The 22,742-nt window shown below is 72.5% G+C and carries 21 protein-coding genes and 2 tRNA genes; 7 read left to right on the forward strand and 16 right to left on the reverse strand.

All coding sequences use genetic code 11. From position 1 onward, the window contains the following. Positions 1 to 34 precede the first annotated feature (34 nt). Complete coding sequence (locus ABD330_RS18305) at positions 35 to 1,147, reverse strand: DegT/DnrJ/EryC1/StrS family aminotransferase (protein ID WP_344466321.1); 1,113 nt, start codon at positions 1,145 to 1,147, stop codon at positions 35 to 37. A gap of 278 nt (positions 1,148 to 1,425) precedes the next feature. Beyond that, entirely contained in the window at positions 1,426 to 2,406 is a 981-nt protein-coding gene (locus tag ABD330_RS18310) for an NAD-dependent epimerase/dehydratase family protein (RefSeq protein ID WP_344466323.1), read from the reverse strand. 486 nt (positions 2,407 to 2,892) lie between these two features. Here ABD330_RS18310 and ABD330_RS18315 point away from each other — a divergent pair, with 486 nt between their 5' ends. Both ABD330_RS18315 and ABD330_RS18320 read left to right on the forward strand, forming a co-directional pair. Continuing rightward, a complete protein-coding gene (locus ABD330_RS18315; protein WP_344466325.1) occupies positions 2,893 to 3,369 on the forward strand; it encodes a YwqJ-related putative deaminase in 477 nt (158 codons plus the stop codon). 51 nt (positions 3,370 to 3,420) lie between these two features. Then, entirely contained in the window at positions 3,421 to 3,933 is a 513-nt protein-coding gene (locus ABD330_RS18320; RefSeq protein WP_344466327.1) for an SUKH-3 domain-containing protein, read from the forward strand. 177 nt (positions 3,934 to 4,110) lie between these two features. Here the strand turns inward: ABD330_RS18320 and ABD330_RS18325 are convergent, their stop codons facing one another. Further along, positions 4,111 to 5,388: a sensor histidine kinase gene (locus tag ABD330_RS18325; RefSeq protein WP_344466329.1), complete on the reverse strand. Its 1,278-nt coding sequence runs from the start codon at positions 5,386 to 5,388 to the stop codon at positions 4,111 to 4,113. 163 nt (positions 5,389 to 5,551) lie between these two features. Here ABD330_RS18325 and ppc point away from each other — a divergent pair, with 163 nt between their 5' ends. Beyond that, positions 5,552 to 8,401 carry a phosphoenolpyruvate carboxylase gene (ppc, locus tag ABD330_RS18330; protein WP_425555568.1) on the forward strand — a complete coding sequence of 950 codons (2,850 nt, stop codon included), beginning with the start codon at positions 5,552 to 5,554 and terminating at the stop codon, positions 8,399 to 8,401. 102 nt (positions 8,402 to 8,503) lie between these two features. On the opposite strand, the gene ABD330_RS18335 is transcribed toward ppc, so the two are convergent. The 6 genes from ABD330_RS18335 to ABD330_RS18360 all read right to left on the reverse strand — a co-directional run bounded on the left by ABD330_RS18335 (position 8,504) and on the right by ABD330_RS18360 (position 13,476). Further along, positions 8,504 to 8,791 (reverse strand): hypothetical protein, encoded by a 288-nt coding sequence (locus ABD330_RS18335; protein WP_344466333.1) that lies wholly within the window; start codon positions 8,789 to 8,791, stop codon positions 8,504 to 8,506. Positions 8,792 to 8,960: 169 nt separating this feature from the next. Beyond that, positions 8,961 to 9,545: an aminoacyl-tRNA hydrolase gene (gene pth, locus ABD330_RS18340; protein WP_344466335.1), complete on the reverse strand. Its 585-nt coding sequence runs from the start codon at positions 9,543 to 9,545 to the stop codon at positions 8,961 to 8,963. Positions 9,546 to 9,652: 107 nt separating this feature from the next. Beyond that, entirely contained in the window at positions 9,653 to 10,240 is a 588-nt protein-coding gene (locus ABD330_RS18345) for a 50S ribosomal protein L25/general stress protein Ctc (protein WP_344466337.1), read from the reverse strand. A 362-nt stretch (positions 10,241 to 10,602) separates the two neighbouring features. Continuing rightward, the gene (locus tag ABD330_RS18350; protein WP_344466339.1) at positions 10,603 to 11,580 is read right to left on the reverse strand and encodes a ribose-phosphate diphosphokinase; all 978 of its coding nucleotides are present in this window, start codon (positions 11,578 to 11,580) and stop codon (positions 10,603 to 10,605) included. A gap of 202 nt (positions 11,581 to 11,782) precedes the next feature. Continuing rightward, a complete protein-coding gene (gene glmU, locus ABD330_RS18355; protein WP_344466341.1) occupies positions 11,783 to 13,258 on the reverse strand; it encodes a bifunctional UDP-N-acetylglucosamine diphosphorylase/glucosamine-1-phosphate N-acetyltransferase GlmU in 1,476 nt (491 codons plus the stop codon). A 147-nt stretch (positions 13,259 to 13,405) separates the two neighbouring features. Beyond that, positions 13,406 to 13,476: transfer RNA gene (locus tag ABD330_RS18360), tRNA-Gln, on the reverse strand. Positions 13,477 to 13,711: 235 nt separating this feature from the next. Here ABD330_RS18360 and ABD330_RS18365 point away from each other — a divergent pair. The 3 genes from ABD330_RS18365 to ABD330_RS18375 all read left to right on the forward strand — a co-directional run bounded on the left by ABD330_RS18365 (position 13,712) and on the right by ABD330_RS18375 (position 16,099). Continuing rightward, entirely contained in the window at positions 13,712 to 14,674 is a 963-nt protein-coding gene (locus ABD330_RS18365) for an acyl-CoA desaturase (RefSeq protein WP_344466343.1), read from the forward strand. 239 nt (positions 14,675 to 14,913) lie between these two features. Continuing rightward, entirely contained in the window at positions 14,914 to 15,516 is a 603-nt protein-coding gene (locus ABD330_RS18370; RefSeq protein WP_344466440.1) for a TetR family transcriptional regulator, read from the forward strand. Positions 15,517 to 15,604: 88 nt separating this feature from the next. Beyond that, entirely contained in the window at positions 15,605 to 16,099 is a 495-nt protein-coding gene (locus tag ABD330_RS18375) for a MarR family winged helix-turn-helix transcriptional regulator (RefSeq protein WP_344466345.1), read from the forward strand. Positions 16,100 to 16,144: 45 nt separating this feature from the next. Here the strand turns inward: ABD330_RS18375 and ABD330_RS18380 are convergent, their stop codons facing one another. The 7 genes from ABD330_RS18380 to ABD330_RS18410 all read right to left on the reverse strand — a co-directional run bounded on the left by ABD330_RS18380 (position 16,145) and on the right by ABD330_RS18410 (position 21,971). Then, on the reverse strand, positions 16,145 to 16,936 hold the full coding sequence (locus tag ABD330_RS18380) for a LuxR C-terminal-related transcriptional regulator (RefSeq protein ID WP_344466347.1): 792 nt from the start codon (positions 16,934 to 16,936) through the stop codon (positions 16,145 to 16,147). 270 nt (positions 16,937 to 17,206) lie between these two features. After that, entirely contained in the window at positions 17,207 to 18,337 is a 1,131-nt protein-coding gene (galK, locus tag ABD330_RS18385) for a galactokinase (RefSeq protein ID WP_344466349.1), read from the reverse strand. Then, positions 18,330 to 19,301, reverse strand: a complete 972-nt coding sequence (gene galE, locus ABD330_RS18390; RefSeq protein ID WP_344466351.1) for a UDP-glucose 4-epimerase GalE — start codon at positions 19,299 to 19,301, stop codon at positions 18,330 to 18,332. The genes galK and galE overlap by 8 nt, the downstream gene beginning before the upstream one ends. Then, positions 19,298 to 20,419, reverse strand: coding sequence for a galactose-1-phosphate uridylyltransferase (gene galT / locus ABD330_RS18395; protein ID WP_344466353.1), 1,122 nt, complete (start codon positions 20,417 to 20,419; stop codon positions 19,298 to 19,300). Before galT ends, galE begins: the two co-directional genes overlap by 4 nt. A gap of 152 nt (positions 20,420 to 20,571) precedes the next feature. Next, positions 20,572 to 21,240 (reverse strand): LuxR C-terminal-related transcriptional regulator, encoded by a 669-nt coding sequence (locus ABD330_RS18400; RefSeq protein WP_344466355.1) that lies wholly within the window; start codon positions 21,238 to 21,240, stop codon positions 20,572 to 20,574. Positions 21,241 to 21,414: 174 nt separating this feature from the next. Continuing rightward, a tRNA-Thr gene (locus tag ABD330_RS18405) sits at positions 21,415 to 21,490 on the reverse strand. A 79-nt stretch (positions 21,491 to 21,569) separates the two neighbouring features. Beyond that, positions 21,570 to 21,971, reverse strand: a complete 402-nt coding sequence (locus ABD330_RS18410) for a winged helix-turn-helix transcriptional regulator (RefSeq protein WP_344466357.1) — start codon at positions 21,969 to 21,971, stop codon at positions 21,570 to 21,572. Positions 21,972 to 22,085: 114 nt separating this feature from the next. Here ABD330_RS18410 and ABD330_RS18415 point away from each other — a divergent pair, with 114 nt between their 5' ends. Continuing rightward, entirely contained in the window at positions 22,086 to 22,682 is a 597-nt protein-coding gene (locus ABD330_RS18415) for a flavodoxin family protein (protein WP_344466359.1), read from the forward strand. Positions 22,683 to 22,742: the final 60 nt, after the last annotated feature.

Genomic DNA, 22,742 nt, shown 5'->3' on the forward strand with positions numbered 1-22,742 from the left:
CCTCAGCTGGTAGGTCGGGCCGTGCATGGCGGGCTTACCGGGAGACGGCCTCGGAGAGGGCCGCGATCACCCGGTCCTGCTGCTCGTCGGTCAGCGAGTGGTAGAGCGGCAGGATGACCGAGCGGTGGGTGATCAGCTCGGTCGCGGGCAGCGGCACCCGGGCGGTGCCCTTGTACGGGAGCTCCAGGTGGGAGGCCATGATGCCGCGCCGGGCGGAGATGCCGGCGGTGGCGAGCCGGGCCAGCACCTCGGCCCGGTCCGGCGCGTCGTCCGGGAGCAGCAGCCAGCAGGACTGGAAGTTGCCGGTGCCGTGCGCCGGGTCCGTGACCAGCCGCTCGCCCAGCGGGCCGAGCGCCTCGCGGTAGCGGGCGGCGAGCTCCCGGCGGCGGCGGACCATCGCGGGCAGCTTGCCGAGCTGGACCAGGCCGATCGCGGCCTGGATGTCGGTCATCCGGTAGTTGAAGCCGATCTCGTCGTACGTCTCCGGCAGGGGCGCCCCGCCGCCCGCGTGCCGGTCGGCGGCCGAGACGCTCATCCCGTGCTCGCGCAGCCGCCGCAGCCGGGCGGCGAGTTCTCCGTCCTGGCAGGTCAGCATGCCGCCCTCGCCGGTGGTGAGCAGCTTGCGCGGGTGGAAGGAGTACGCGGCGAGCGCCGCCGTGGCGCCCGCCGGGCGGCCCCGGTACGTGGCGCCGGCCGCGCAGGCGGCGTCCTCGACCACGGTGGCTCCGCGCGGTTCGACCAGCGCGCGGATCGCGTCGAGGTCGACGGGCACCCCGCCCTGGTCGACGGCGATCACGGCCTTCGTACGGTCGGTGAGCAGCGGCCCGACCGTCCCGGCGGTGAGGTTGCCGCTGGCCGGGTCGACGTCGGCGAAGACCGGCGTCGCGCCGACGTACGTCACCGCGTTGGCGGTGGCCACGAAGGACAGCGAAGGCACCACGACCTCGTCGCCCGGGCCGACCCCGGCCCCGATCAGGGCCAGGTGCAGCGCGGTGGTGCAGGAGGAGACGGCGACGGCGTGCGGCACGCCGAGGTGCTCGGCGAAGGCCCGCTCGAACTCGGCGACCCGGGGGCCCTGGGCGACCCAGCCGGACCGGACGGCTTCGGCGGCGGCCTGCGCCTCCTCCTCGCCGAGCCAGGGGATCATTACCGGAATCGTGGACACAGAGCTCTCCAAACGTGATCGGGTCACCACAAAAGGGGCGCGTGGGGGTACCTCCCGGCCGAAGGCTGGGGGAGAACTGCGCGAGATCGGCACGACGTACGTGCACGTCCGCTCGCCGATCAGCCACGCACCACCCAGGGGCGCGGGGAACTGCGCGACCAGGGTTCTACGACGGTGCACGGTTGCGCGCGCAGCTCCCCGCGCCCCTGCTGTGGTTGACCAGGTGCGTACGTGATCCCCACAACCGCTGCCGGCCAGGGCTACTGCTCGCGCCACCAGGCGACCAGCTTGCGCAGGCCGTCGTCGAGCCCGAGTTCGGGCTTCCAGCCGAGGTCGCGTTGGGCGGCCGAGATGTCGGCCAGGCGCCGGACGACCCCGCCGGCGGTGCCCCGGGCCGGGCCGTGCTCGACGTCGAGGTCGGAGCGGTCCATCGCGTGGAGCAGCGCGTCGGCGAGCCCGCGCAGCGAGACCTCGCTGGAGCTGGCGATGTTGTAGACCCGGTCGGTGACGGGTGCGGCGGCGGCCAGCAGGTTGGCGCGGGCGATGTCCTCGGTGTAGACGAAGTCCATGGTCTGCTCGCCGTCACCGAAGATCAGCGGCGGCTGTCCGGCGGCGATCCGCTCCATCCAGCGGATGAACACCTCGGTGTACCGGCCGTGCACGTCCATCCGGGGCCCGTACACGTTGAAGTAGCGCAGCGCGACGTAGTCCAGGCCGGACATCGCGTGGAAGCTGCGCAGCAGGCCCTCGTTGAAGACCTTGGCGGCGCCGTAGAGGGTGTCGTTGTTGTAGGGGTGCTGGGTCTCGGGGGTCGGGAAGGTGTCGGCCAGCCCGTAGACCGAGGCGGTGGAGGAGGCGATGACCTTCTTCACGCCCTTCTCGGCCGCCGCCTCGACGACGTCGAAGGTGCCGTCCACCATGATCTCCAGGGCCAGCCTGGGCTCGGTGGCGCACTGGGTGATCCGGATCGCGGCGAGGTGGAACAGCAGGTCCGTACCCGGGTCGAGCAGCTCGCGCAGCAGGGCGCGGTCCCGGATGTCGCCGTCGACGATCCGGAGCTGCCCGGGTGCGGCGGCGGCCTGTGCGTCGGCCAGGTTCTCCATCCGGCCTCGGACGAAGTTGTCCAGGACGACGACCTCGCGGGCCCCGCCCTCGATCAGCTGGTCCACCACGGTGGAACCGATGGTGCCGGCCCCACCCGTGACCAGGCAGCGGGAGCCCTCAATGGCGACAGCGTTCATCGGGCGGTAGCCCTCTCCTGAGCGGTGGTCGGTTCGGTGCGGGGGTCGCGCGCGAGGGCACCCGGAAACGCCGGAGGACACGCCGCCGCCCGGGCCGGGCCGTGCTCTTCGGCACATGCGTCAGCACATGTGTCGTCGCAAGACCCCCCTTGCCGGCGCCGGAGCCTCCCTCGCCCCCGCAGCCCCACCACACCCCCGGGCCGCGTCCGCCCCGCTCCCCCGCGGTTCGAACGCCCTTGGCCCTGCTGCTGGAACGCTACCGGCCGCCACCACTGCCCGTGACCCGAATCCGCAAACCTGCCGCACAACTCGGCCACAGAACCCGACCGCCCGCAGCGGAACCCCGCCACCCCGGCGCGGCGCGTGTCAGCGGCGTTTGGCAGGCTTGGCACCTACCCTGTCCCTACCTCAGGTTTCACCTACCGTCAGTACGTCCCCGGAGCCGCCGCAGCACCGGCCCGTCCCACCCGCGCCGAAGGAGCAGCCATGGACCACCCGGAGCCGCCGCCCGCCGCCCCGGCGGTGCCGGTGCTGCGCCACCACCGGGACAGCCTGCTGCCCGCCGTCGCGGCGGCCCTCTCGCTCAAGGGCGGCGAGGTGCGCACCCTGGCGGGGGACAAGCCGGACGGGCAGCCGGTGCTGCACCCGCTGATCGACGGCTTCCTGACGGCCCTGCCGGTCGAGCACCGGGAGCGGTTCCTCGGCCGGTGTCCCGAGGCGGTGCTGCTCTCGCAGTTCCTCACCTCGGTGGACACCGGGCGCTCCAAGCGCGCCACCCGCAAACCGCTGAGCCTGCAGGAGGCCCGCAAGGCGCTCAAGGGCGCCCGGCTGACCACCGTCCGGATCCGCGAGGAGGGCGACCCCGCGCACGGCACCCACGCGCCGCCGTGCCGCTCCTGCTCGCCGCTGCTCGACCACCTGAACGTCGCGAGCGTCGCCGTCGGGCCCACCGCCCGGCACTGAGCACGCCGCCCTGCACCCCACCCACCGGAGCACGTCCTGAACCCGTCCACCGTGTCCGCCGCGTCGTCCGCGCCCGCCGCACGCGCCCAGCCCCGCTTCCCCGCCGACGTCGCCGCCGCCCTCAAGCAGGCCGGCTGGCACCCGGGCCGCTGGCAGATCCGCCAGGCCGAGGAGTGGGCCGACGAGCTGGTCGCCCACGGCGACGCCCTGAGCGTCCAGCACACGGTCTTCCCCGCCGCCGTCGAGGCCTGGGCCGAGTTCGGCGGGCTCTCCTTCGGGCTCACCGGCGCCGGCCGCCGGATCGCCAGGACGCCCTTCCTGCTCGACCCGCGCTGCGGGCTGCACCAGCCCCGGACGCTCGCCGACCTCGGACGCGCACTCGGCACCCGGATCGCCCCGCTCGGCGAGGAGCTGTACGGCCAGGCCCTGCTCGCCGTCGACGAGGAGGGCCGGGTCTACAGCCTGGACCACACCGGCGAGTGGTTCCTCGGCCACACCATCGACCAGGCCGTCGCCACCCTCGTCCTCGGCCTCACCCCCGACCGCCTCCAGACCGCCCCCTAGACCCCCCTCCCTCCAGGGGCGCGAGTTCCTTCCAGGGGCGCGAGGAACCGCGCGAACAACCCCCACCCCCGGCAGGCTCCCCCACACCGGGCCACCTTCCAGGGGCGCGAGGAACTGCGCGAAGAACCACCCACCACGCAGAGCCCTCCGCGAACAGCTCCCCCGCCCCGGCAGGATCTACCGCAGCGGGTCACCTCGAAGCGCAAGGCGCGACGGCAGCACCGCCTCCACCCGGAACCCCCCGCGCTGGTCCGGCCCGGCCGAGAACGTCCCGCCCAGCGCGAGGACGCGCTCCCGCATCCCGAGCAGTCCGTTCCCGCCGCTGGGCAGTGCCACCACCGTGCCCGGGCCCGGGCGGTCGTTGGCCACCGCGACCCGGACGCCGTTCGGCACGTACGCCAGGACCACCCGGACCCGGGCGCCGCCCGCGTGCTTGTGCGCGTTGGTCAGCCCCTCCTGCACCACCCGGTACGCGGTCTGCTCCGCCTCCGCGGCGAACGGCCGGCTGGGACCGGTGACGGTCAGCTGCACCCGCATCCCGGCCGCCTCCGACTGCTCCACCAGCCCGGGCAGTTCGCCGAGGCCGGCGGTCGGCTCGACCGCCTCCTCGGACATCCGCAGCACCCCGAGGATCTCGCGCAGCTCGTTCAGCGCCTGCCGGCCCACCTCGCCCATCAGCTTGGCGCTCTGCCGGGCCTTCTCCGGATCGCGGTCGAGGATTCGTTCCACCGCACCGGCGTGCACCACCATCAGGCTCACCCGGTGTGCCACCACGTCGTGCATCTCCCGGGCGATCCGGGTGCGCTCCTCCAGCCGGGCCCGCCGGGCCCGCTCCTGGGCCTGCTCGGCGAGCAGGCCCAGCTCGGCCTCCAGGCCGTGCGCGCGGTCCTGGAGCGACTCGATCAGGCGCCGCCGGGCGCCCATGTACAGGCCGCTGACCACCGGCGGCGCGGTGAGGCCGACGGCGACCAGCACCGCCATCATCACCAGCACCCAGGTCGGCGGCGGTGTCTCGCCCGGTGGCGCCTGGGTGCTCGTCGGGCTGAAGAACGAGAACAGCACCATCCCCAGCGACTCGACGAACGCGACCAGGGAGAGCCACACCACCCGGCGCCGCCGCGACGGCCACTTCCAGGTCACCGCCAGGCTGTACAGCGAGACGACCAGCAGCACCACCCCGAACAGCCCCGGCACGAAGACCAGCGCCACCACCACCGGCACGGCCGGCCAGCGCCGCCGCACCAGCAGCGTGGCCCCCGCCAGCGCCCCCAGTACGGCGGCGGCCACCTGGGCGGGGAACGCCCAGTGCAGCCGGTCCCCGACCATCGCGTACGCGCCCGCGGCGCATTCGAGTCCGGCCAGTCCGGCCAGGCTCACGTCCAGCAACGCACTGCGGCGCCGCTCCCACCACCACACCGAATGGGTCGGCCCGCCCCCCTCAGGCGACTCGCTCATGGCGCACAGCCTAGGCCGGAGGACTTCCCGTCCCCCACCGACTTACCGCAAAGATGCACGGCGGCTGTCCGCCATCCGGCCACCTCACGGGTACGGCACCCGGTGCCACCTATGCTGTTCGCGTCGGACAGCGCGGTCCGCACGCATCGCCACACGCTCGGTGATGAGAGTTGCCGAACCCACCACCTCAGGGAGCCCAGCCGTGACCGCTCCGGTCCCCACCCCGGCGGACAGTCCCAGCCCGATCGCACCCGACCCCGCCGCCGACAACGCCGCCCTGCGCGCGGACATCCGCCGCCTCGGCGATCTGCTCGGCGAGACCCTGGTACGGCAGGAGGGCCCCGAACTGCTGGGCCTGGTCGAGCAGGTCCGCCTGCTCAGCCGCACCGACGGCGAGGCGACGGCCGAGCTGCTCTCCAGCATCGACCTGGCCACCGCCGCCAAGCTGGTCCGCGCCTTCTCGACCTACTTCCACCTGGCGAACGTCACCGAACAGGTGCACCGCGGACGCGAGTTCGCCACCCGCCGGGCCCGCGAGGGCTCGCTGCTCGCGCAGACCGCCGACCAGCTCGCCGAGGCGGACCCGAAGCACCTCGCCAACACGCTGGCCAACCTGGCCGTCCGCCCGGTCTTCACCGCGCACCCCACCGAGGCGGCCCGCCGCAGCGTGCTCAACAAGCTCCGCCGGATCGGCGAGCTGCTGGAGCGGATCCACCGCGAGCACGTAGCCTCCGGCCTCTCCACCTCCGACCCGGTCAGGCACTCCTCGGCCAAGCGCCAGGCGGACCGCCGGCTCGCCGAGGTGATCGACCTGCTCTGGCAGACCGACGAGCTGCGGATCGCCCGCCCCGAGCCCACCGACGAGGCCCGCAACGCCGTCTACTACCTGGACGAGCTCTACCGGGAGGCCGTCCCGGAGGTCCTGGAGGAGCTGCACGAGGAGCTCGCCCGGGTCGGCCTCGCCCTCCCCGACGGCGTCCGGCCGCTGACCTTCGGCAGCTGGATCGGCGGCGACCGGGACGGCAACCCGAACGTCACCCCGCAGGTCACCTGGGACGTCCTCAACCTGCAGCACGAGTACGGCATCAAGGACGCGCTGGCCGCCGTCGACGACCTGCGCAACTCGCTCTCCACCTCCGTCCGCCTCGCCGGCGCCTCCGCCGAGCTGCTGGAGTCGCTGGACGCCGACCTCGCGCTGCTGCCCGAGCTGAGCCCGCGCTACCGGCGGATGAACGCCGAGGAGCCGTACCGGCTCAAGGCCACCTGCGTGCGGCTGAAGCTGGAGAACACCCGCGAGCGGCTGGCCACGGGCACCCCGCACGTGCCCGGCCGCGACTACCTCGGCACCCGCGAGCTGATCGCCGACCTCAAGCTGATCCAGGACTCGCTGCGCAGCCACCGCGGCGAGCTGATCGCCGACGGCCGGCTGGCCCGGGCGATCCGCACCGTCGAGGCGTTCGGCCTCCAGCTCGCCACCATGGACGTCCGCGAGCACGCCGAGGCCCACCACCACGCGCTCGGCCAGCTCTTCGACCGGCTCGGCGAGGAGGCCTGGCGCTACGCCGACATGCCGCGCGAGTACCGGCAGAAGCTGCTCGCCAAGGAGCTCCGCTCGCGCCGCCCGCTCGCGCCCACCCCGGCCCCGCTGGACGCCGCCGGAACGAAGACGCTGGGCGTCTTCAACACCATCCGGGAGGGCTTCGAGCGCTTCGGCGACGAGATCGTCGAGAGCTACATCATCTCGATGTGCCAGGGCGCCGACGACGTCTTCGCCGCGACCGTGCTGGCCCGCGAGGCCGGCCTGATCGACCTGCACTCGGGCATCGCCAAGATCGGCATCGTGCCGCTGCTGGAGACCACGGACGAACTCCAGCAGGCCGACCGCATCCTCGACGAGATGCTCTCGGACCCGTCCTACCGGCTGCTGGTCTCGCTCCGCGGCGACGTCCAGGAGGTGATGCTGGGCTACTCCGACTCGTCCAAGTTCGGCGGCATCACCACCTCCCAGTGGGAGATCCACCGCGCCCAGCGCCGGCTGCGCGACGTCGCCCACCGGTACGGCATCCGGCTGCGCCTGTTCCACGGGCGCGGCGGCACCGTCGGCCGCGGCGGCGGCCCCTCGCACGAGGCGATCCTCGCCCAGCCGTGGGGCACCCTGGAGGGCGAGATCAAGGTCACCGAGCAGGGCGAGGTGATCTCGGACAAGTACCTGATCCCCTCGCTGGCCCGGGAGAACCTGGAGCTCACCGTCTCGGCGACGCTGGCCGCCTCCGCCCTGCACACCTCTCCGCGCCAGGCCCCCGAGGAGCTGGCCCGCTGGGACGCGGCGATGGACCAGGTCTCCGAGGCCGCCCACACCGCGTACCGCAGGCTGGTCGAGCAGGAGGACCTGCCGAAGTACTTCTTCGCGGCCACCCCGGTCGACCAGCTGGCCTCACTGCACCTGGGCTCCCGCCCGTCCCGCCGCCCGGACTCCGGCGCGGGCCTGGACGGCCTGCGGGCCATCCCGTGGGTGTTCGGCTGGACGCAGTCCCGCCAGATCGTGCCCGGCTGGTACGGCGTCGGCTCCGGCCTGGCGGCGGCCCGCGAGGCGGGCCTCGGCGACGTGCTGGACGAGATGCACGGCGACTGGCACTTCTTCCAGAACTTCCTGTCCAACGTCGCCATGACGCTGGCCAAGACGGACCTGCGGATCGCCCGGCACTACGTCGAGCAGCTGGTGCCCGCCGAGCTGCACCACGTGTTCGACCAGATCACCGCCGAGCACGACCGCACGGTGAAGGAGGTGCTCCGCCTCACCGGTGAGAGCTCGCTGCTGGAGTCCAACCCGGTCCTGAAGCAGACCTTCGTGGTCCGCGACGCCTACCTGGACCCGATCTCCTACCTCCAGGTCGCCCTGCTCCGCCACCAGCGCGAGCAGGTCGCCGCGGGCCGTCCGGAGGACCCGCTGCGGGCCCGTGCCCTGCTGCTCACCGTCAACGGCATCGCGGCGGGCCTGCGCAACACCGGCTGACAGCAGCCACAGCAGGGGCGCGGGGAGACTGCGCGAAACCGGAAGGCAACGGCCCGCGGCCTCCCGCATCGCGCAGCTCCCCGCGCCCCTCTTGGTGACCGCTCAGTGAATGGTGACGCGCCCCGCGCGCTTGCGCCGCAGCCAGGTCGCCGCACCACCCGCGACCACCACCAGGCCGCCGCCGACGGCGTAGAGCCCGGCGGAGCCGCCGACCTGGCCGGTGACCGGTGGTGCCAGCTGTGCGGCGGCCGGCTCGGGCGCCCGCACCGGGGTGCCCGTCGGTTCGGCGGCCCGGGCCGCCGGTGCGCCCAGCGCGGTGACGGCGGCGGAGGCCAGCAGCGCTGCTCCACCGACGAAACGTCCCGCCCGGACACGGTGTGACCGAATCACCGCTACTACCCCCAGATCCAACCCCTCAACCCTGCGCGTACGGGCAAGACGGTATCGGATCGGGCGGGTCGTTCCCATACGGTTCGAGGCGTCAGCATCCAAGCGTTGTACGACTGTTGCGCACGGGGCCGCTGCGGGCTGACGGGTGGTCAGAAGTTGGAGATCCGGCTCAGGAGTTGTAAGTACTCTGTGCGCGTTCCAACCCCTCGGACAGCAGTGCCTCGACGGCGTCGGCGGCCCGGTCGACGAACCAGTCGAGCTCCTTGCGCTCCACCGAGGAGAAGTCCTTGAGCACGAAGTCGGCGACCTCCATCCGGCCCAGCGGACGGCCCACGCCGCAGCGCACCCGGTGGTAGTCCGGGCCCAGCGACTTGGTGAGCGACTTCAGGCCGTTGTGCCCGTTGTCGCCGCCGCCGAGCTTGAGCCGCAGCGTCGCGTAGTCGATGTCCAGCTCGTCGTGGACGGCGACGATCGACGCGGCCGGCGTCTTGTAGAAGTCCCGCAGGCCGGTGGTCGGGCCGCCGGAGAGGTTCATGAAAGTCATCGGTTTGGCCAGCACCACCCGTTGCCCGGCCAGCCGGCCCTCGGCGACCTGGGCGCGGCTCTTGTGCGCCTTGAACTTCGCGCCGATCCGCTGCGCCAGCAGGTCGACCACCATGAAGCCGATGTTGTGCCGGTTCCGGGCGTACCCCTCACCCGGATTGCCCAGGCCGACGACCAGCCATGGCCCTGTGTACTCTTCGCCGCTCATCATGCGCTCCTCACGACACTCACGATCACCACATCATCCCGGACACACCGCTGCCCCGGCCCCTCCGGAACGCGGAAGGGTCGGGGCAGTGGTCAAGCTGTGAGCGAAGCTCAGGCAGAGGCCTCGGCGGCAGCCTCGGCGTCGGCGTCGGCCTGCGAGGCCTGGGCGCCGATGACCTGCAGGACGACGGTGTCGCCGTCGACGGCCAGGGTGGTGCCGGCCGGGAGGGTGATGTCCTTGGCGAGGATCGAGGCGCCGGCCTCCAGGCCCTGGATCGAGACGGTGACCGACTCGGGCAGGTGGGTGGCCTCGGCCTCGACCGGGAGGGCGTTCAGCACGTGCTCGACCAGGTTGCCGCCCGGGGCGACCTCGCCCTCGGTGAGGACGGGGATCTCGACGGTGACCTTCTCGCCGCGCTTCACCAGCAGCAGGTCGACGTGCTCGATGTTGCGCTTGATGGCCGCACGCTGGACAGCCTTCGGGAGGACGTACTCGTCCTTGCCCTCGATCGGCACGACCAGCAGGGCGTTCGGGGTCTTGAGGGCCATCATCAGGGCGTGGCCCGGGAGGTTCAGGTGCACCGGGGTGTGACCGTGGCCGTAGACGACGGCGGGGACGAGGCCGGCGACGCGGGCGCGACGGGCGGCACCCTTGCCGAACTCGGTGCGGGTCTCAGCGGCAAGGCGGATCTCGGACACGACTGCACTCCTCGTAAGAATCTGGCGCGGGGGTGCAGGCAACAAGCGAGAGCCGCCGGGACCACACCCTCAAAGTACGTTTGGGGGGTCGCTCGGCGGCGGACGAATCTGCTGACAGCCGGACTACGGCAGCGGCAGCGCGTCGATCACGGAGCGGGCACCCCTACGGGCACACGGCATCCCTCGCCGAGCAGTCTCAGGAGTCTAACCGCACCCCGCGTCAACAGAGAAATCGGCCCAGCACTCAGGCAATCGAGCAAGCACAACAGGGGCGCGTGGAACTGCGCGAAACCGGAAGGCAACGACCCGCAGCCTTCGACATCGCGCAGTCCCCCACGCCCCTGTTCCGACTTAGAGCAAGATCAGTGCACGCCCTCGAAGAGGCTGGTGACCGAGCCCTCCTCGAACACCTCGCGGATCGCGGCGGCGATCGACGGGGCGATGGAGAGCGTGGTGACCTTGTCGAGCTGGAGCTCGGCGGGGGTCGGCAGGGTGTTGGTGAAGACGAACTCGCTGACCCGCGAGTTCTTCAGCCGGTCCGCGGCCGGGCCGGACAGCACACCGTGGGTGGCGGCCACGATGACGTCCGCGGCGCCGTTGTCGAACAGCGCGTCGGCGGCGGCGCAGATGGTGCCGGCGGTGTCGATCATGTCGTCGACCAGGACGCAGACCCGGCCCTTGACGTCGCCGACCACCTCGGCGGAGAGGATGGTGTTGGCCTGGCTGGTGTCACGGCGCTTGTGGATGATCGCCAGCGGGGCGTCGAGGCGGTCGCACCACTGGTCGGCCACCTTCACCCGGCCGGCGTCCGGCGAGACGATGGTCAGCTTCGAGCGGTCGACCCGCTCGCCGACGTAGTCGCAGAGCATCGGCAGCGCGAACAGGTGGTCCACCGGGCCGGCGAAGAAGCCCTGGATCTGCGCGGTGTGCAGGTCCACGGCCATGATCCGGTCGGCACCGGCCTGGGCCAGCAGGTCGGCGACCAGCCGGGCCGAGATCGGCTCGCGGCCCAGGTGCTTCTTGTCCTGGCGGGCGTACCCGTAGAACGGCAGGATCGCGGTGATGCTGCGCGCCGAGGCACGCTTCAGCGCATCGATCATGATCAGCTGTTCCATGATCCACTGGTTGATGGGAGCCGTGTGGCTCTGCATCACGAAGCAGTCCGCACCGCGCGCGGAGTCCAGGAAGCGGACGTAGATCTCACCGTTCGCGAAGTCGTACGCCTTGGTCGGGACGAGTTCGGTGCCGAGCGCAGCGGCAACCTCCTTCGCCAGCTCGGGGTGGGCACGGCCGGAGAAGAGCTTGAGTTTCTTCTCACCCGACGTCGTGATCCCGCTCACTGCACCGTCTCCTCGTATTGCTGACGCACATGAACCCGCCGCGCCGCACCCGGGCAGCGCCCAGGCCGGTGTTCAACGGGGGATTTGGAGGTACGCCCAGACACGGACTGCAGCCCAGTGGCGCACGTATGTACACCAGGTTACGCGCCCGGCCCGGAACCGTCCGCCCCGGGACCACCCCTCAAGATCCCCGTTGCGCCGTTCAGGCCCCGTCGGCCCCAGCGGCCTCGGCCGCCGCACGGTTCGCCTCGGCGGCGACCCGGGCCGACTCCGAGCCCGGCCGCTTGCGCTGCACCCAGCCCCCGACGTTGCGCTGCTGCGCCCGGGCGACACCCAGCGCCCCGGCCGGGACGTCGCTGATGATGACCGAGCCGGCCGCCGTGTAGGCGCCGTCCCCGACCGTCACCGGGGCGATGAACATGTTGTCGGATCCCGTGCGGCAGTGGGCCCCGATGGTGGTCCGGTGCTTGTTCACGCCGTCGTAGTTCACCGTGACGGACGCCGCACCGATGTTGGTGCCCTCGCCGATCGTGGCGTCCCCGATGTACGAGAGGTGCGGCACCTTGGCGCCCTCGCCGAGCTCGGAGTTCTTGATCTCCACGTAGGTGCCGGCCTTCGCCTTGCGGCCCAGCTTCGTCCCGGGGCGCAGGTACGCGTACGGGCCGACCGAGGCCAGCTCGCCGATCTGCGCACCGATCGCCGTGGTGTTGCTCACGTGCGCGCCGGCGCCGACCAGGGTGTCGGTCAGGGTGGAGTTCGGGCCCACCTCGCAGCCCTCGCCCAGATGGGTGGCGCCGTGCAGCTGGGTACCCGGCAGCAGCACGGCGTCCGGCTCGTACGTGACCTGGACGTCCAGCCAGGTGGTCGCCGGGTCCACGACCGTCACGCCCTCGCGCATCGCGCGCGTGACCAGCCGGGCGTTCAGCATCCGCCGGGCCTCGGCCAGCTGGACGCGGTCGTTGATCCCGACGATGTCGCGGAAGTCCGCCGCGACCACGGCGCCGACCCGGTGGCCGGCCGTCCGCAGGATGGCCAGCGTGTCGGTGAGGTACTCCTCGCCCTGCACGTTGTCGGTGTTCAGGCGGCTCAGCGCCTCGGCGAGCAGCTTGGCGTCGAAGGCGAACACCCCCGAGTTGATCTCGGCGACGGCCCGCTGGGCCTCGCTCGCGTCCTTCTCCTCGACGATCGCCGCGACGGCGCCGTCACTCTCGTCGCGCAGGATGCGGCCGTAGCCGAAGGGCTCCGGGACGACGGCGGTGAGCACCGTGACGCCGTTGCCCTGCTCCTCGTGCGCCGCGACCAGGGCGGCCAGCGTCCCGCCGGTCAGCAGCGGCGCGTCACCGGTGGTGACCACCACCGTGCCGTCCAGCTCGACGCCGTCGGCCGCCAGCGCCGTCAGCGCCGTCCGGACGGCGTGCCCGGTGCCGTTCTGCTCCAGCTGGTCCACCGTCCGCACGCCGGGGTACTGCCCGGCCAGGTGCTCCCGCACCAGCTCGCGCAGGTGCCCGATCACCACGACCAGCTGCTCCGGAGCCAACTCCTGGGCGGCGGCGACCGCGTGACCCACCAGCGAGCGGCCGCAGATCTCGTGCAGCACCTTGGGCAGGCTCTTCGACTTCATCCGAGTCCCGCCGCCAGCGGCGAGCACGATCACGGCGGCGGGGTTCTTGGCACTCACTGGGGAGGCTCCTCGGTCGGTTCGCGGTAAGGGAGTCGCCCGGCCGAACTCCAGGCCGGTGGCCCTCCGCACAGCCCGCCGAGCTGGGAGGAAGCCTAACGGGGCCGGCGTGTCCGCACCCCTCGCGCGCGGCCGCGCGCGCATGAGCTCCGCCGCTAGGATTCGAACCCAGACAGAGGCCTCCAAAGGGCCCAGTGCTGCCATTACACCACGGCGGATCGACCATCAAACCGGCCGCGACGCGCACACCCCGAGCGGCCCGGTCACAGCCTACGGGTTGCGGCGCCCGAGCTCCACCACCATTCCCGCCCTCCTGGGCGAGCCCGGGACGGCCCGGCGTCTTCCCTTGCGGTGCGGCAGTACTTACGATGCCGTAAGTTACGCACACGTAGGTACTGCTCGTGCAGGTACCACCGCCGCAGGCACTGCCTCTCCCCCTCAAGGAACGCCTCCATGACCATTCAGGCAAGCGAAGCGCGCCCCGAGGCCGCCGAACTCCCCCCCTCGGCAGTCTCCGCGACCCGTGGCGGGGAGAAACAGGGGGCCGCCGAGCGGATCACGCTGGGGCTCTTCATCGCCGTGCCGTTCCTGGCACTGGCGGCCGCCGTGCCGGTGGCCTGGGGCTGGGGGCTCGGCTGGCTCGATCTGACGATCGCGGTGGTGATGTACTTCGTCGCCTGCCACGGGATCACCATCGGCTTCCACCGCTTCTTCACCCACGGCTCCTTCAAGGCCAACCGCCCGCTGGAGATCGCGCTGGCCGTCGCGGGCAGCCTGGCGATCGAGGGCCCGCTGGTCCGCTGGGTCGCCGACCACCGCAAGCACCACCAGTTCAGCGACAAGGAGGGCGACCCGCACTCCCCGTGGCGCTACGGCGAGACCCTGCCTGCGCTGCTCAAGGGCCTGTGGTGGGCGCACATGGGGTGGCTCTTCGACGAGGAGCAGACCTCCCAGGCGAAGTACGCCCCCGACCTGGTCAAGGACCCGGTGATGCGGCGGATCTCCCGGCTGTTCTGGCTCTGGACGCTGATCTCCATGCTGATCCCGCCGCTGGTCGGCGGCCTGGTCACGCTGTCCTGGCAGGGCGCGCTGACCGCGTTCTTCTGGGGCTCGCTGGTCCGGGTGGCGCTGCTGCACCACGTGACCTGGTCGATCAACTCGATCTGCCACGCGATCGGCGAGCGCCCGTTCAAGTCCCGCGACCGCTCCGGCAACGTCTGGTGGCTCGCGGTGCTCTCCTGCGGCGAGTCCTGGCACAACCTGCACCACGCCGACCCGACCTCCGCCCGGCACGGCGTGCTGCGCGGTCAGATCGACTCCTCGGCACGGCTGATCCGCTGGTTCGAACTGGCCGGCTGGGCGACCGACGCCCGCTGGCCGGACGCGGAGCGGATCGCCGCCCGCCGCACCGCATGAGCGAGCGCGCCAGCGCCACCGGCGGACGCGGCAGGTCCGGTCCACGGGCGGCGAAGCCGCCGCCGGTGGAATCCGGCTGGGGTACGGGCCCCTCCCTGCAGCATGATGTAGGGGTGAACGGGAGCAGCGGAGACAGCACAGACGGCCATCAGACCTCGCGGGCGGGGGCCGCCGCCGGCCCCGCTCCCCGTACCCGCTCCGCTGCCCCGGCCCGCACCACGAAGGGCGGCCGGGTCCGGATGACCGGCAAGCAGCGCCGCGAGCAGCTGCTGGAGATCGGCCGGTCGGTCTTCGCCGAGCGCGGCTACGACGGCACCTCGGTCGAGGAGATCGCCGAGCGGGCGGGCGTCTCCAAGCCGGTGGTGTACGAGCACTTCGGGGGCAAGGAGGGGCTGTACGCGGTGGTGGTGGACCGCGAGATGCAGCTGCTGCTGGACATGGTGACGGGGGCGCTGACCGGCGGGCACTCGCGGGAGCTGCTGGAGCAGGCCGCGTTCGCGCTGATGGACTACATCGACACCTCCACCGACGGTTTCAAGATCCTGGTCCGCGATTCGCCGGTGGCCCAGGCCACCGGCACCTTCGCCTCGCTGATCAGCGACATCGCGACCCAGGTCGAGGACATCCTCGGCCTGGAGTTCAAGGCCCGGGGGTTCGACGCCCGGCTGGCCCCGATGTACTCGCAGATGCTGGTGGGCATGGTGGCGCTGACCGGGCAGTGGTGGCTGGAGGTGCGCAAGCCGGGCAAGGCCGAGGTGGCGGCCCACCTGGTGAACCTGGCCTGGCACGGCCTGGAGGGCATGGAGCGCCACCCCAAGCTGGTCGGCGACCGCCAGCAGTAGGGCTCTCCCCCGGGGTGGATCGTTCACCCTGGGTTTTCTTGACGTCAAGAGGCTTCATATCGACACATCCCCCGATACACTGATCCACATGGAGGACGAGGTCGACCGCCTGGTCGCAGCATGGCGCCGAGAGCGCCCCGACCTCGACGTGGAACCACTTGAGGTGCTCAGCCGGGTCAGCAGGCTCGCCCGGCACCTCGACCGTGCCCGCCGAACCGCCTTCGCCGAGCACGGTCTGGAGCCCTGGGAGTTCGACGTGCTGACGGCCCTGCGCCGGGCCGGCGCCCCGTACCAGCTCTCCCCCGGCCAGCTGCTCACCCAGACCTTGGTGACCTCCGGGACGATGACCAACCGGATCGACCGGCTGACCGGCAAGGGCCTGGTCAAGCGGCTGCCCGACCCGGACGACCGGCGCGGCGTGCTCGTCCGCCTCACCGGCGACGGCATGGACCGCGCCGACCAGGCACTCGCCGGGCTGCTCACGCACGAACGCGCCCTGCTCGCCGAACTCAGCTCGGGCCAGCAGAACGAGCTCGCCGGGCTGCTGCGCCAGCTGGTCGCCCCCTTCGACAAGGCCAGCTGACCGCTGCCCGGGGCTCGTCGGCGCCCCGCCCGGGGGCTCAGCAGGTCAGGGAGTCCGCACGGGGCTGGTGGCGGCCGGAGGGTGCCCCTCCGAGGGGTTCACGCCCGCCCGGCGGGCCACCGCGACGGCGGCCAGGGTGGAGTGCACGCCCAACTTGCCCAGCACGTTCTGCATATGAGTCCGGACGGTGTGCGGCGAGAGGTAGAGCCGCTCGGCGACGGCCTGCCGCCCGAGGCCCGCGACCATGCAGCGCAGCACCTCCTCCTCGCGCGGGGTGAGCGTCTCGACCAGCCGCTCGCTCTCCGTCCGGTCGCGCCGGGCCGCCGTCAACTCCCGTACCACGCCGGTGAGCAGGGCCGGCGGCAGATGGGTCTCGTCGGACAGCACCCCCCGGATCACCGTCAGCAGCCGGGACAGCGAACTGTCCTTGGCCACCCAGCCGCACGCCCCCGCCTGGAGCGCCCGGACGGCGCGGCGCGGGTCGTCCTCGGCGGCGAGCACGACGGCCCGCAACTGCGGGTGGGTCCGGCAGACCCGGGCCAGCAGCGCGACACCGTCGACCGGGGCTCCCGACGGCCCGGCGGGCTGCCTGGGCACGTGCAGCGGCGGCCGCGGCGGCGGCCTGCGGGGTGGCATCCCGCCGGGCGCGAGGTCGGCATCGATCAGCACCACGTCGAAGGCCCGGCCCTCGGCCAGCGCCCGCTCCAGCGCCCGCTCGGTCGCGGCGGCACTGCCGACGGCACCGACCTCGATGTCCGGCTCCGCTGCGAGGGCGGCGGCGAGCGCCTCGGCGAAGATGCGGTGGTCGTCGACCACCAGGACGCGAATCCGGCCCATCGCCCCTCCCCTGCTCAGACTCCCCTCCACCGTACGGGGATTCCGTTGCCACGGCGGGAGTTTGGCCAAGTCCCGCCAACCCCTCCGGGGGGCTCACCGTTCAAGCAGGGGGTTCCTACAGGGGCGCGGGGAACTGCGCGACCAGGGCACAACGTCCGTGCACGGTTGATCGCGCAGTTCCCCGCGCCCCTGCTGTGGTTGCCCTGAGCCGTACAGTCCCGCGCCCCTGCTGTGGTTGCCCTGAGCCGCAAGGTGCCGACCCGTAAGCCCTCAGCCGAGCCTCCGCGCTCCCGCCGCCGGAACGGCCGCGAAGGTGCGGGGTGCGGCCCAGCCCTCGGCGGTGAACGCGGTGGTGACGGCCGCCGCGACGTGGTCGAGGGCCGGGGCGGGGACCAGGGCGAGGACGGAGCCGCCGAAGCCGCCGCCGGTCATCCTCGCGCCGAGGGCGCCGGCCGCCACGGCGACGGCCACCGCGAGGTCGGTCTCGGGGCAGGAGACCCGGAAGTCGTCCCGGAGGGAGGCGTGTCCGGCGGTCAGGATCGGGCCGAGGCCGGCCAGGTCGCCCGCGTCCAGCAGGGCGACCGCCCGCTCGACCCGGACGTCCTCGGTGACCACGTGCCGGACCAGCGGCCGCAGTTCCGCCGGGAGCCGGTCGAGCGCGGAGTCGAGCCCCACCGGCGGAAGGTCCCGCAGCGCCGGGAGCCCGAGCAGCGCCGCGGCGCGCTCGCAGCCGGCCCGCAGCTCGGCGTAGGCGCCGTCGCCGAGGTCGTGCTTAACCCGGGTGTCGATGACCAGCAGCCGCAGGCCCTGCCCGGCCAGGTCGAGCGGGACCTGGCGCTGCGTGAGGTCCCGGGTGTCCAGGAAGAGCGCGGAGCCGTCGACGCAGCACATGGACGCCATCTGGTCCATCACGCCGCAGGGCACGCCGACGAAGGCGTTCTCGGCCCGCTGGGCGGTCAGGGCCAGGTCGGCCGCGGTGAGCGGGAGCTCGTACAGGTCGCGGTAGGCGGTGGCGACCACACACTCCAGCGCGGCGGAGGAGGACAGCCCGGCTCCGCTGGGGACGTCGCTGTCGAAGTGCAGGTCCGCGCCGCCGACCTGGTGACCGGCCTCGCGCAGGGCCCAGACCACGGCGGCCGGGTACGCGGCCCAGCCCTCGACCGTGCCGGGGGCCAGGTCGGCGACCCGGAGTTCGGTGACCCCGCCGTCGCCCTGCTCGCTGAAGAGCCGCAGCACGCCGTCGTCCCGCCGTCGGGCGGTGGCCCGGGCGGCGTGCGGGAGGGCCACCGGGAGCACGAAACCGTCGTTGTAGTCGGTGTGCTCGCCGATCAGGTTCACCCGGCCGGGCGCCGCCCAGACCCCGGCCGGGGCGGCGCCGAACACGGACTGGAAATCAGCCAACTTGCTTCTCCCTGAGGGCGAGGGTGAACTTCCATGCGTCGGCGACGATGTCGTCGAGCTCGGGACGGCTGGGGCGCCAGCCGAGCGCGTCGTGGGCGCGCTGGGCGGAGGCGACCAGGGTGGCGGGGTCGCCGGGGCGGCGGTCGGTGGTGACGACCGGGATCTCACGGCCGGTCACCCGGCGGACGGACTCGATCACCTCGCGGACCGAGAAGCCGCTGCCGTTGCCGAGGTTGCAGATCAGGTGCTCGCCGGCCTTGGCCGCGCCGAGCGCGAGGAGGTGCGCCTCGGCGAGGTCGGCGACGTGGATGTAGTCGCGGATGCAGGTGCCGTCGGGCGTCGGGTAGTCCTCGCCGAAGACCGAGATGTGCGGGCGCTGGCCCAGCGCGGCCTGGAAGACCAGCGGGATCAGGTGCGACTCGGGCTCGTGCCGCTCGCCGTACTGCCCGTAGGCGCCCGCGACGTTGAAGTACCGGAGCGAGACGGCGGCCAGGCCGTGGGCGACGGCCTCGCTGGTGATCAGGTGGTCCACGGCGAGCTTGGTGGCACCGTAGGTGTTGGTCGGGGAGGTCCGGGCGGTCTCGGCGATCGGCACCGACTCCGGCTCGCCGTAGACGGCGGCGGTGGAGGAGAAGACCAGCTTGCGCACGCCGGCCTTGCGCATGGCGCTGATCAGCTCCAGCGAGCCCGCCACGTTGTTGCGCCAGTACTTCTCCGGGTCGGCGACCGACTCGCCGACCTGCGAGGCGGCGGCGAAGTGCAGCACACCGTCGTAGGAGGAGTCGAGGACGTCGGCGGCGTCCTGGATCCGGCCCCGGACGAACTCGGCACCGGCCGGGACGCCCTCCAGGAAGCCGGTGGAGAGGTCGTCGAGCACGGTGACCTGGTGTCCGGCCTCCAGCAGGTGCGCGCCGACCACGCTTCCGACGTAACCGGCACCACCTGTGACCAGGTACTTACTCATGATGCGACCTCCCGCAGGCGCTGTGCCGCCGCCTCGGGCGACACATCGTTGACGAACGCGTCCATGCCGGATTCGACCCCGGCCAGGAACTTGAGCTTGCCTACCGTACGACGGATCGTGAACAGCTCCAGATGCAGTGCCAGCTCCTCCCCCAGCTGGGCCGGTGCCTGGTGCCAGGCGGCGATGTACGGCGTCGGTGCGGTCTGGGCCTTCGGCGCGGTGCCGGTGCCGGCGCCGTCCTCGGCGAAGAGCCGGTCGAAGCGCCGCAGCAGTTCGAGGTAGACCGCCGGGAACTCGGCGCGCTCGGCGGGGCCGAGCCGGGTCAGGTCGGCGACCCGGCGGTTGGGGTAGAGGTGGACCTCGTACGGCCAGCGGGCGGCGAACGGGACGAAGGCCGTCCAGTGCTCCCCGGCCAGGACCACCCTTTCGGAGTCGGCCTGCTCGGTGGCGACCAGGTCCTCGAAGAGGTTGCGGCCGGTCCGCTCGCGGTGGATCGCGGCCTCGGCGATCATCTTGACGGTGCGCGGCGCGGCGAACGGGAAGGCGTAGATCTGGCCGTGCGGGTGGGCCAGCGTGACCCCGATCTCGGCGCCCCGGTTCTCGAAGCAGAAGACCTGCTGGACGCCGGGCAGCGCGGAGAGCTCCGCGGTGCGGTCCGTCCAGGCTTCGAGCACCAGGCCCGCCTTGGCCTCGGTGAGGTCGGCGAAGGAGGAGTCGTGCTCGGCGGTGAAGCAGACCACCTCGCAGCGGCCGGCGCCGGGTGCGCGGGTCCGAAGGGGGTCGTCGGAGCCGGTGATGTGCGCGACGGCGTCGGTGGAGAGGGCCGGGAAGCGGTTCTCGAACACGACCACGTCGTAGTCGGAGGCCGGGACCTCGCTGAGCCGGCCGTCCCGGGACGGGCAGAGCGGGCACTCGTCGGCCGGGGGGTGGTAGATCCGGCCCTGGCGGTGGGCGGCCACCGTGACCCAGTCACCGGTGGCCGGGTCGCGACGGATCTCGGACAGCGCGGTGGTGGGTTCCAGCGGTCGCGGGTCGGCGGCGTCACGGACCGCTGCGTCGTCCGCGTCGTAGTAGATCAGTTCGCGGCCGTCCGCGAGCTTGGTCGTGGTCTTCTTCACGGCCTCCGCCTTCCAAATTTCTACCAGCGGGAACATAATCAAACATAATCCACCACAGGTCAACAGCGCGGCCCGACGGGGCCTCATGCGGCGACATGCCGAAGCCACCCACCGGCCGCGGCGGGCGGGTGCGGCGGGCCCCGGACGGGGGGTCAGGCCCTGCCGACGCGGTCCAGCAGACCGGTCCGGGCCGCCACGGCCGCGGCCTCCAGCCTGGTCCTGGCACCGAGCTTCGCCAGGACGCGCTGGACGTGCGTACGGGCGGTGCTGGAGGCGATCGCCATCCCGGCCGCGATGGCGGCGGTGTCCTCGCCCTCGGCGATCCGGACCAGCACCTGGACCTCACGGTGGGTCAGCGCGCGCAGCAGGCGCAGTGCTTCGTCGTCCTGCTCCGCCAGCGGCCGCAACAGCCGGTCGAACGCGCCCTGGAGGACCTCCACCGCGACCGCCGCCTCGCCGGCCCGCACCCGGGCGATCGCCCGTTCGACCACCTCGATGCGCTCGTCGCTGCGGACGTAGCCGGCCGCGCCGGCCGCGAAGGCGGCCGCCACCCACCCGGGTTCACCCACCGGGCCCAGCACGATGACGGCGATCTCCGGGCGCTCACGCCGCAACCGCCGTACGGGATCGAAGGCTTCGGGCCCGCCCGGGCCGTCCACCCCGACCAGGCACACCTCGGGCCGGCGTCCGGCGGCCACCTCGCAGACCGCACGCGCCGGGGAGCCGAGGCCGACCACCCGATGGCCTCTCAGCTGGAGCGCCGCCGCCAGTGCCTCAGCCAGCAGCCGGTGGTCGTCGACCACCACGAGCCGAACGCCCATGGCGTCCTCCAGTCCCCGTCCGGCCCGCCCGCGCGGCACATCCGCACCGGGAGACGCCGTTGACGCACCATCACAGCGCATACCGGGCCGGACCGCCAGGGCATGCACCGGGTTGTACCGGTCCGGGGAACGCAGAAGGCCCCCGCCTTTCGGCGAGGGCCTTCGTGCTCACTGTGGAGCCCCCATGCGGAATCGAACCGCAGACCTTCTCCTTACCATGGAGACGCTCTACCGACTGAGCTATAGGGGCGAACCGGTCGAACAAGGAAGACAGTACAGGGTGATCGGCCGGAACGTGAAATCGGGTCCGCCCGGATCGCTTCGGGCTCTCAGGAGCCCGTCTCGCCGCCGGACCGCGCCTCGTCGAAACCGCACCGCGCGGCGATGACCGCGTGGCCGTTCTGCTCGACCCAGTCCCCGATCGTGGCCACCCGTTCGGCCAGCCCGCGCCCGAGCGGCAGCAGGTCGTAGACCACCCGCGGCGGCACCTCGGGGTGGACGGTGCGCCGCACCAGCCCGTCCCGCTCCAGCGTGCGCACGGACTGGGTGAGCATCTTGCGGCTCACCCCGCTGACGGAGCGCTGGAGTTCCGAGAAGCGCTGCTCGCCGACCCGGTAGAGGCTGGCCAGGATCAGCAGCGACCACTTGTCGGCGAGCTCCGCGAAGACCTCCCGGCTGGGGCAGAACGCGGCGAAGACGTCGAAGGCCATGTCCTGCTGCTGCGCGCTCATGGCTCCAGGGTAGACCGGGCCGGTCTCCAGCGAGACCTTGGTAACCAATAGAGACCTGGTCTATATTGGTAACCAGCTCGACCACCTCCCTTCTCTCCCAGGAGCAGCTGCGCCATGACCGCGAACCGCCCCACCATCGCCATCGCCTTCCACTCCGGCTTCGGCCACACCGCCGTCCTGGCCGAGGCGGTCGCCCGCGGTGCCGCCGAGGCCGGTGCGGACGTCGTCCAGGTCGCCGTGGACACCGTCACCGAGGAGCAGTGGGCGCAGCTGGACGCCGCCGACGCGATCGTCTTCGGCTCGCCCACCTACATGGGCACCGCCTCCGCCGCCTTCCACACCTTCGCCGAGGCGACCAGCAAGCGCTGGTTCACCAGCGCGTGGGCCGACAAGCTCGCGGCCGGCTTCACCAACTCCGGCTCCAAGGCCGGCGACAAGCACCACACCCTGAACTACTTCCAGACGCTGGCCGCCCAGCACGGCATGAACTGGGTCAACCTGGGCCTGCACCCGGGCTGGAACTCCACCACCGCCTCCGAGCAGGACCTCAACCGGCTCGGCTACTTCACCGGCGTCGGCGCCTCCACCCCGGTGGACGGCGACGCCTCCACCGTGCACAAGGCCGACATCGCCACCGCCGAGCACCTCGGCGAGCGGGTCACCAAGCAGGCCGCGATCGTGGCTGCCGGCCGGATCGCGCTGGCGGTCTGACGGACGCTCCGCCGATGACGGCAGGCCCTGGGGGCGGGCGGAGACCCGCCCCCAGGGCCT

Source organism: Kitasatospora kazusensis, from assembly GCF_039529945.1.
Lineage (GTDB): Bacteria > Actinomycetota > Actinomycetes > Streptomycetales > Streptomycetaceae > Kitasatospora > Kitasatospora kazusensis.

Excerpts from the sequence above, each read along its gene's own strand:
- ABD330_RS18305 (WP_344466321.1), bottom strand. The coding sequence starts at position 1,147 with ATGATCCCCTGGCTCGGCGAGGAGGAGGCGCAGGCCGCCGCCGAAGCC.
- ABD330_RS18310 (WP_344466323.1), bottom strand. The coding sequence starts at position 2,406 with ATGAACGCTGTCGCCATTGAGGGCTCCCGCTGCCTGGTCACGGGTGGG.
- ABD330_RS18315 (WP_344466325.1), top strand. The coding sequence starts at position 2,893 with ATGGACCACCCGGAGCCGCCGCCCGCCGCCCCGGCGGTGCCGGTGCTG.
- ABD330_RS18325 (WP_344466329.1), bottom strand. The coding sequence starts at position 5,388 with ATGAGCGAGTCGCCTGAGGGGGGCGGGCCGACCCATTCGGTGTGGTGG.
- ppc (WP_425555568.1), top strand. The coding sequence starts at position 5,552 with ATGAGAGTTGCCGAACCCACCACCTCAGGGAGCCCAGCCGTGACCGCT.
- pth (WP_344466335.1), bottom strand. The coding sequence starts at position 9,545 with ATGATGAGCGGCGAAGAGTACACAGGGCCATGGCTGGTCGTCGGCCTG.
- ABD330_RS18365 (WP_344466343.1), top strand. The coding sequence starts at position 13,712 with ATGACCATTCAGGCAAGCGAAGCGCGCCCCGAGGCCGCCGAACTCCCC.
- ABD330_RS18370 (WP_344466440.1), top strand. The coding sequence starts at position 14,914 with ATGACCGGCAAGCAGCGCCGCGAGCAGCTGCTGGAGATCGGCCGGTCG.
- ABD330_RS18375 (WP_344466345.1), top strand. The coding sequence starts at position 15,605 with ATGGAGGACGAGGTCGACCGCCTGGTCGCAGCATGGCGCCGAGAGCGC.
- ABD330_RS18380 (WP_344466347.1), bottom strand. The coding sequence starts at position 16,936 with ATGGGCCGGATTCGCGTCCTGGTGGTCGACGACCACCGCATCTTCGCC.
- galE (WP_344466351.1), bottom strand. The coding sequence starts at position 19,301 with ATGAGTAAGTACCTGGTCACAGGTGGTGCCGGTTACGTCGGAAGCGTG.
- ABD330_RS18400 (WP_344466355.1), bottom strand. The coding sequence starts at position 21,240 with ATGGGCGTTCGGCTCGTGGTGGTCGACGACCACCGGCTGCTGGCTGAG.
- ABD330_RS18410 (WP_344466357.1), bottom strand. The coding sequence starts at position 21,971 with ATGAGCGCGCAGCAGCAGGACATGGCCTTCGACGTCTTCGCCGCGTTC.
- ABD330_RS18415 (WP_344466359.1), top strand. The coding sequence starts at position 22,086 with ATGACCGCGAACCGCCCCACCATCGCCATCGCCTTCCACTCCGGCTTC.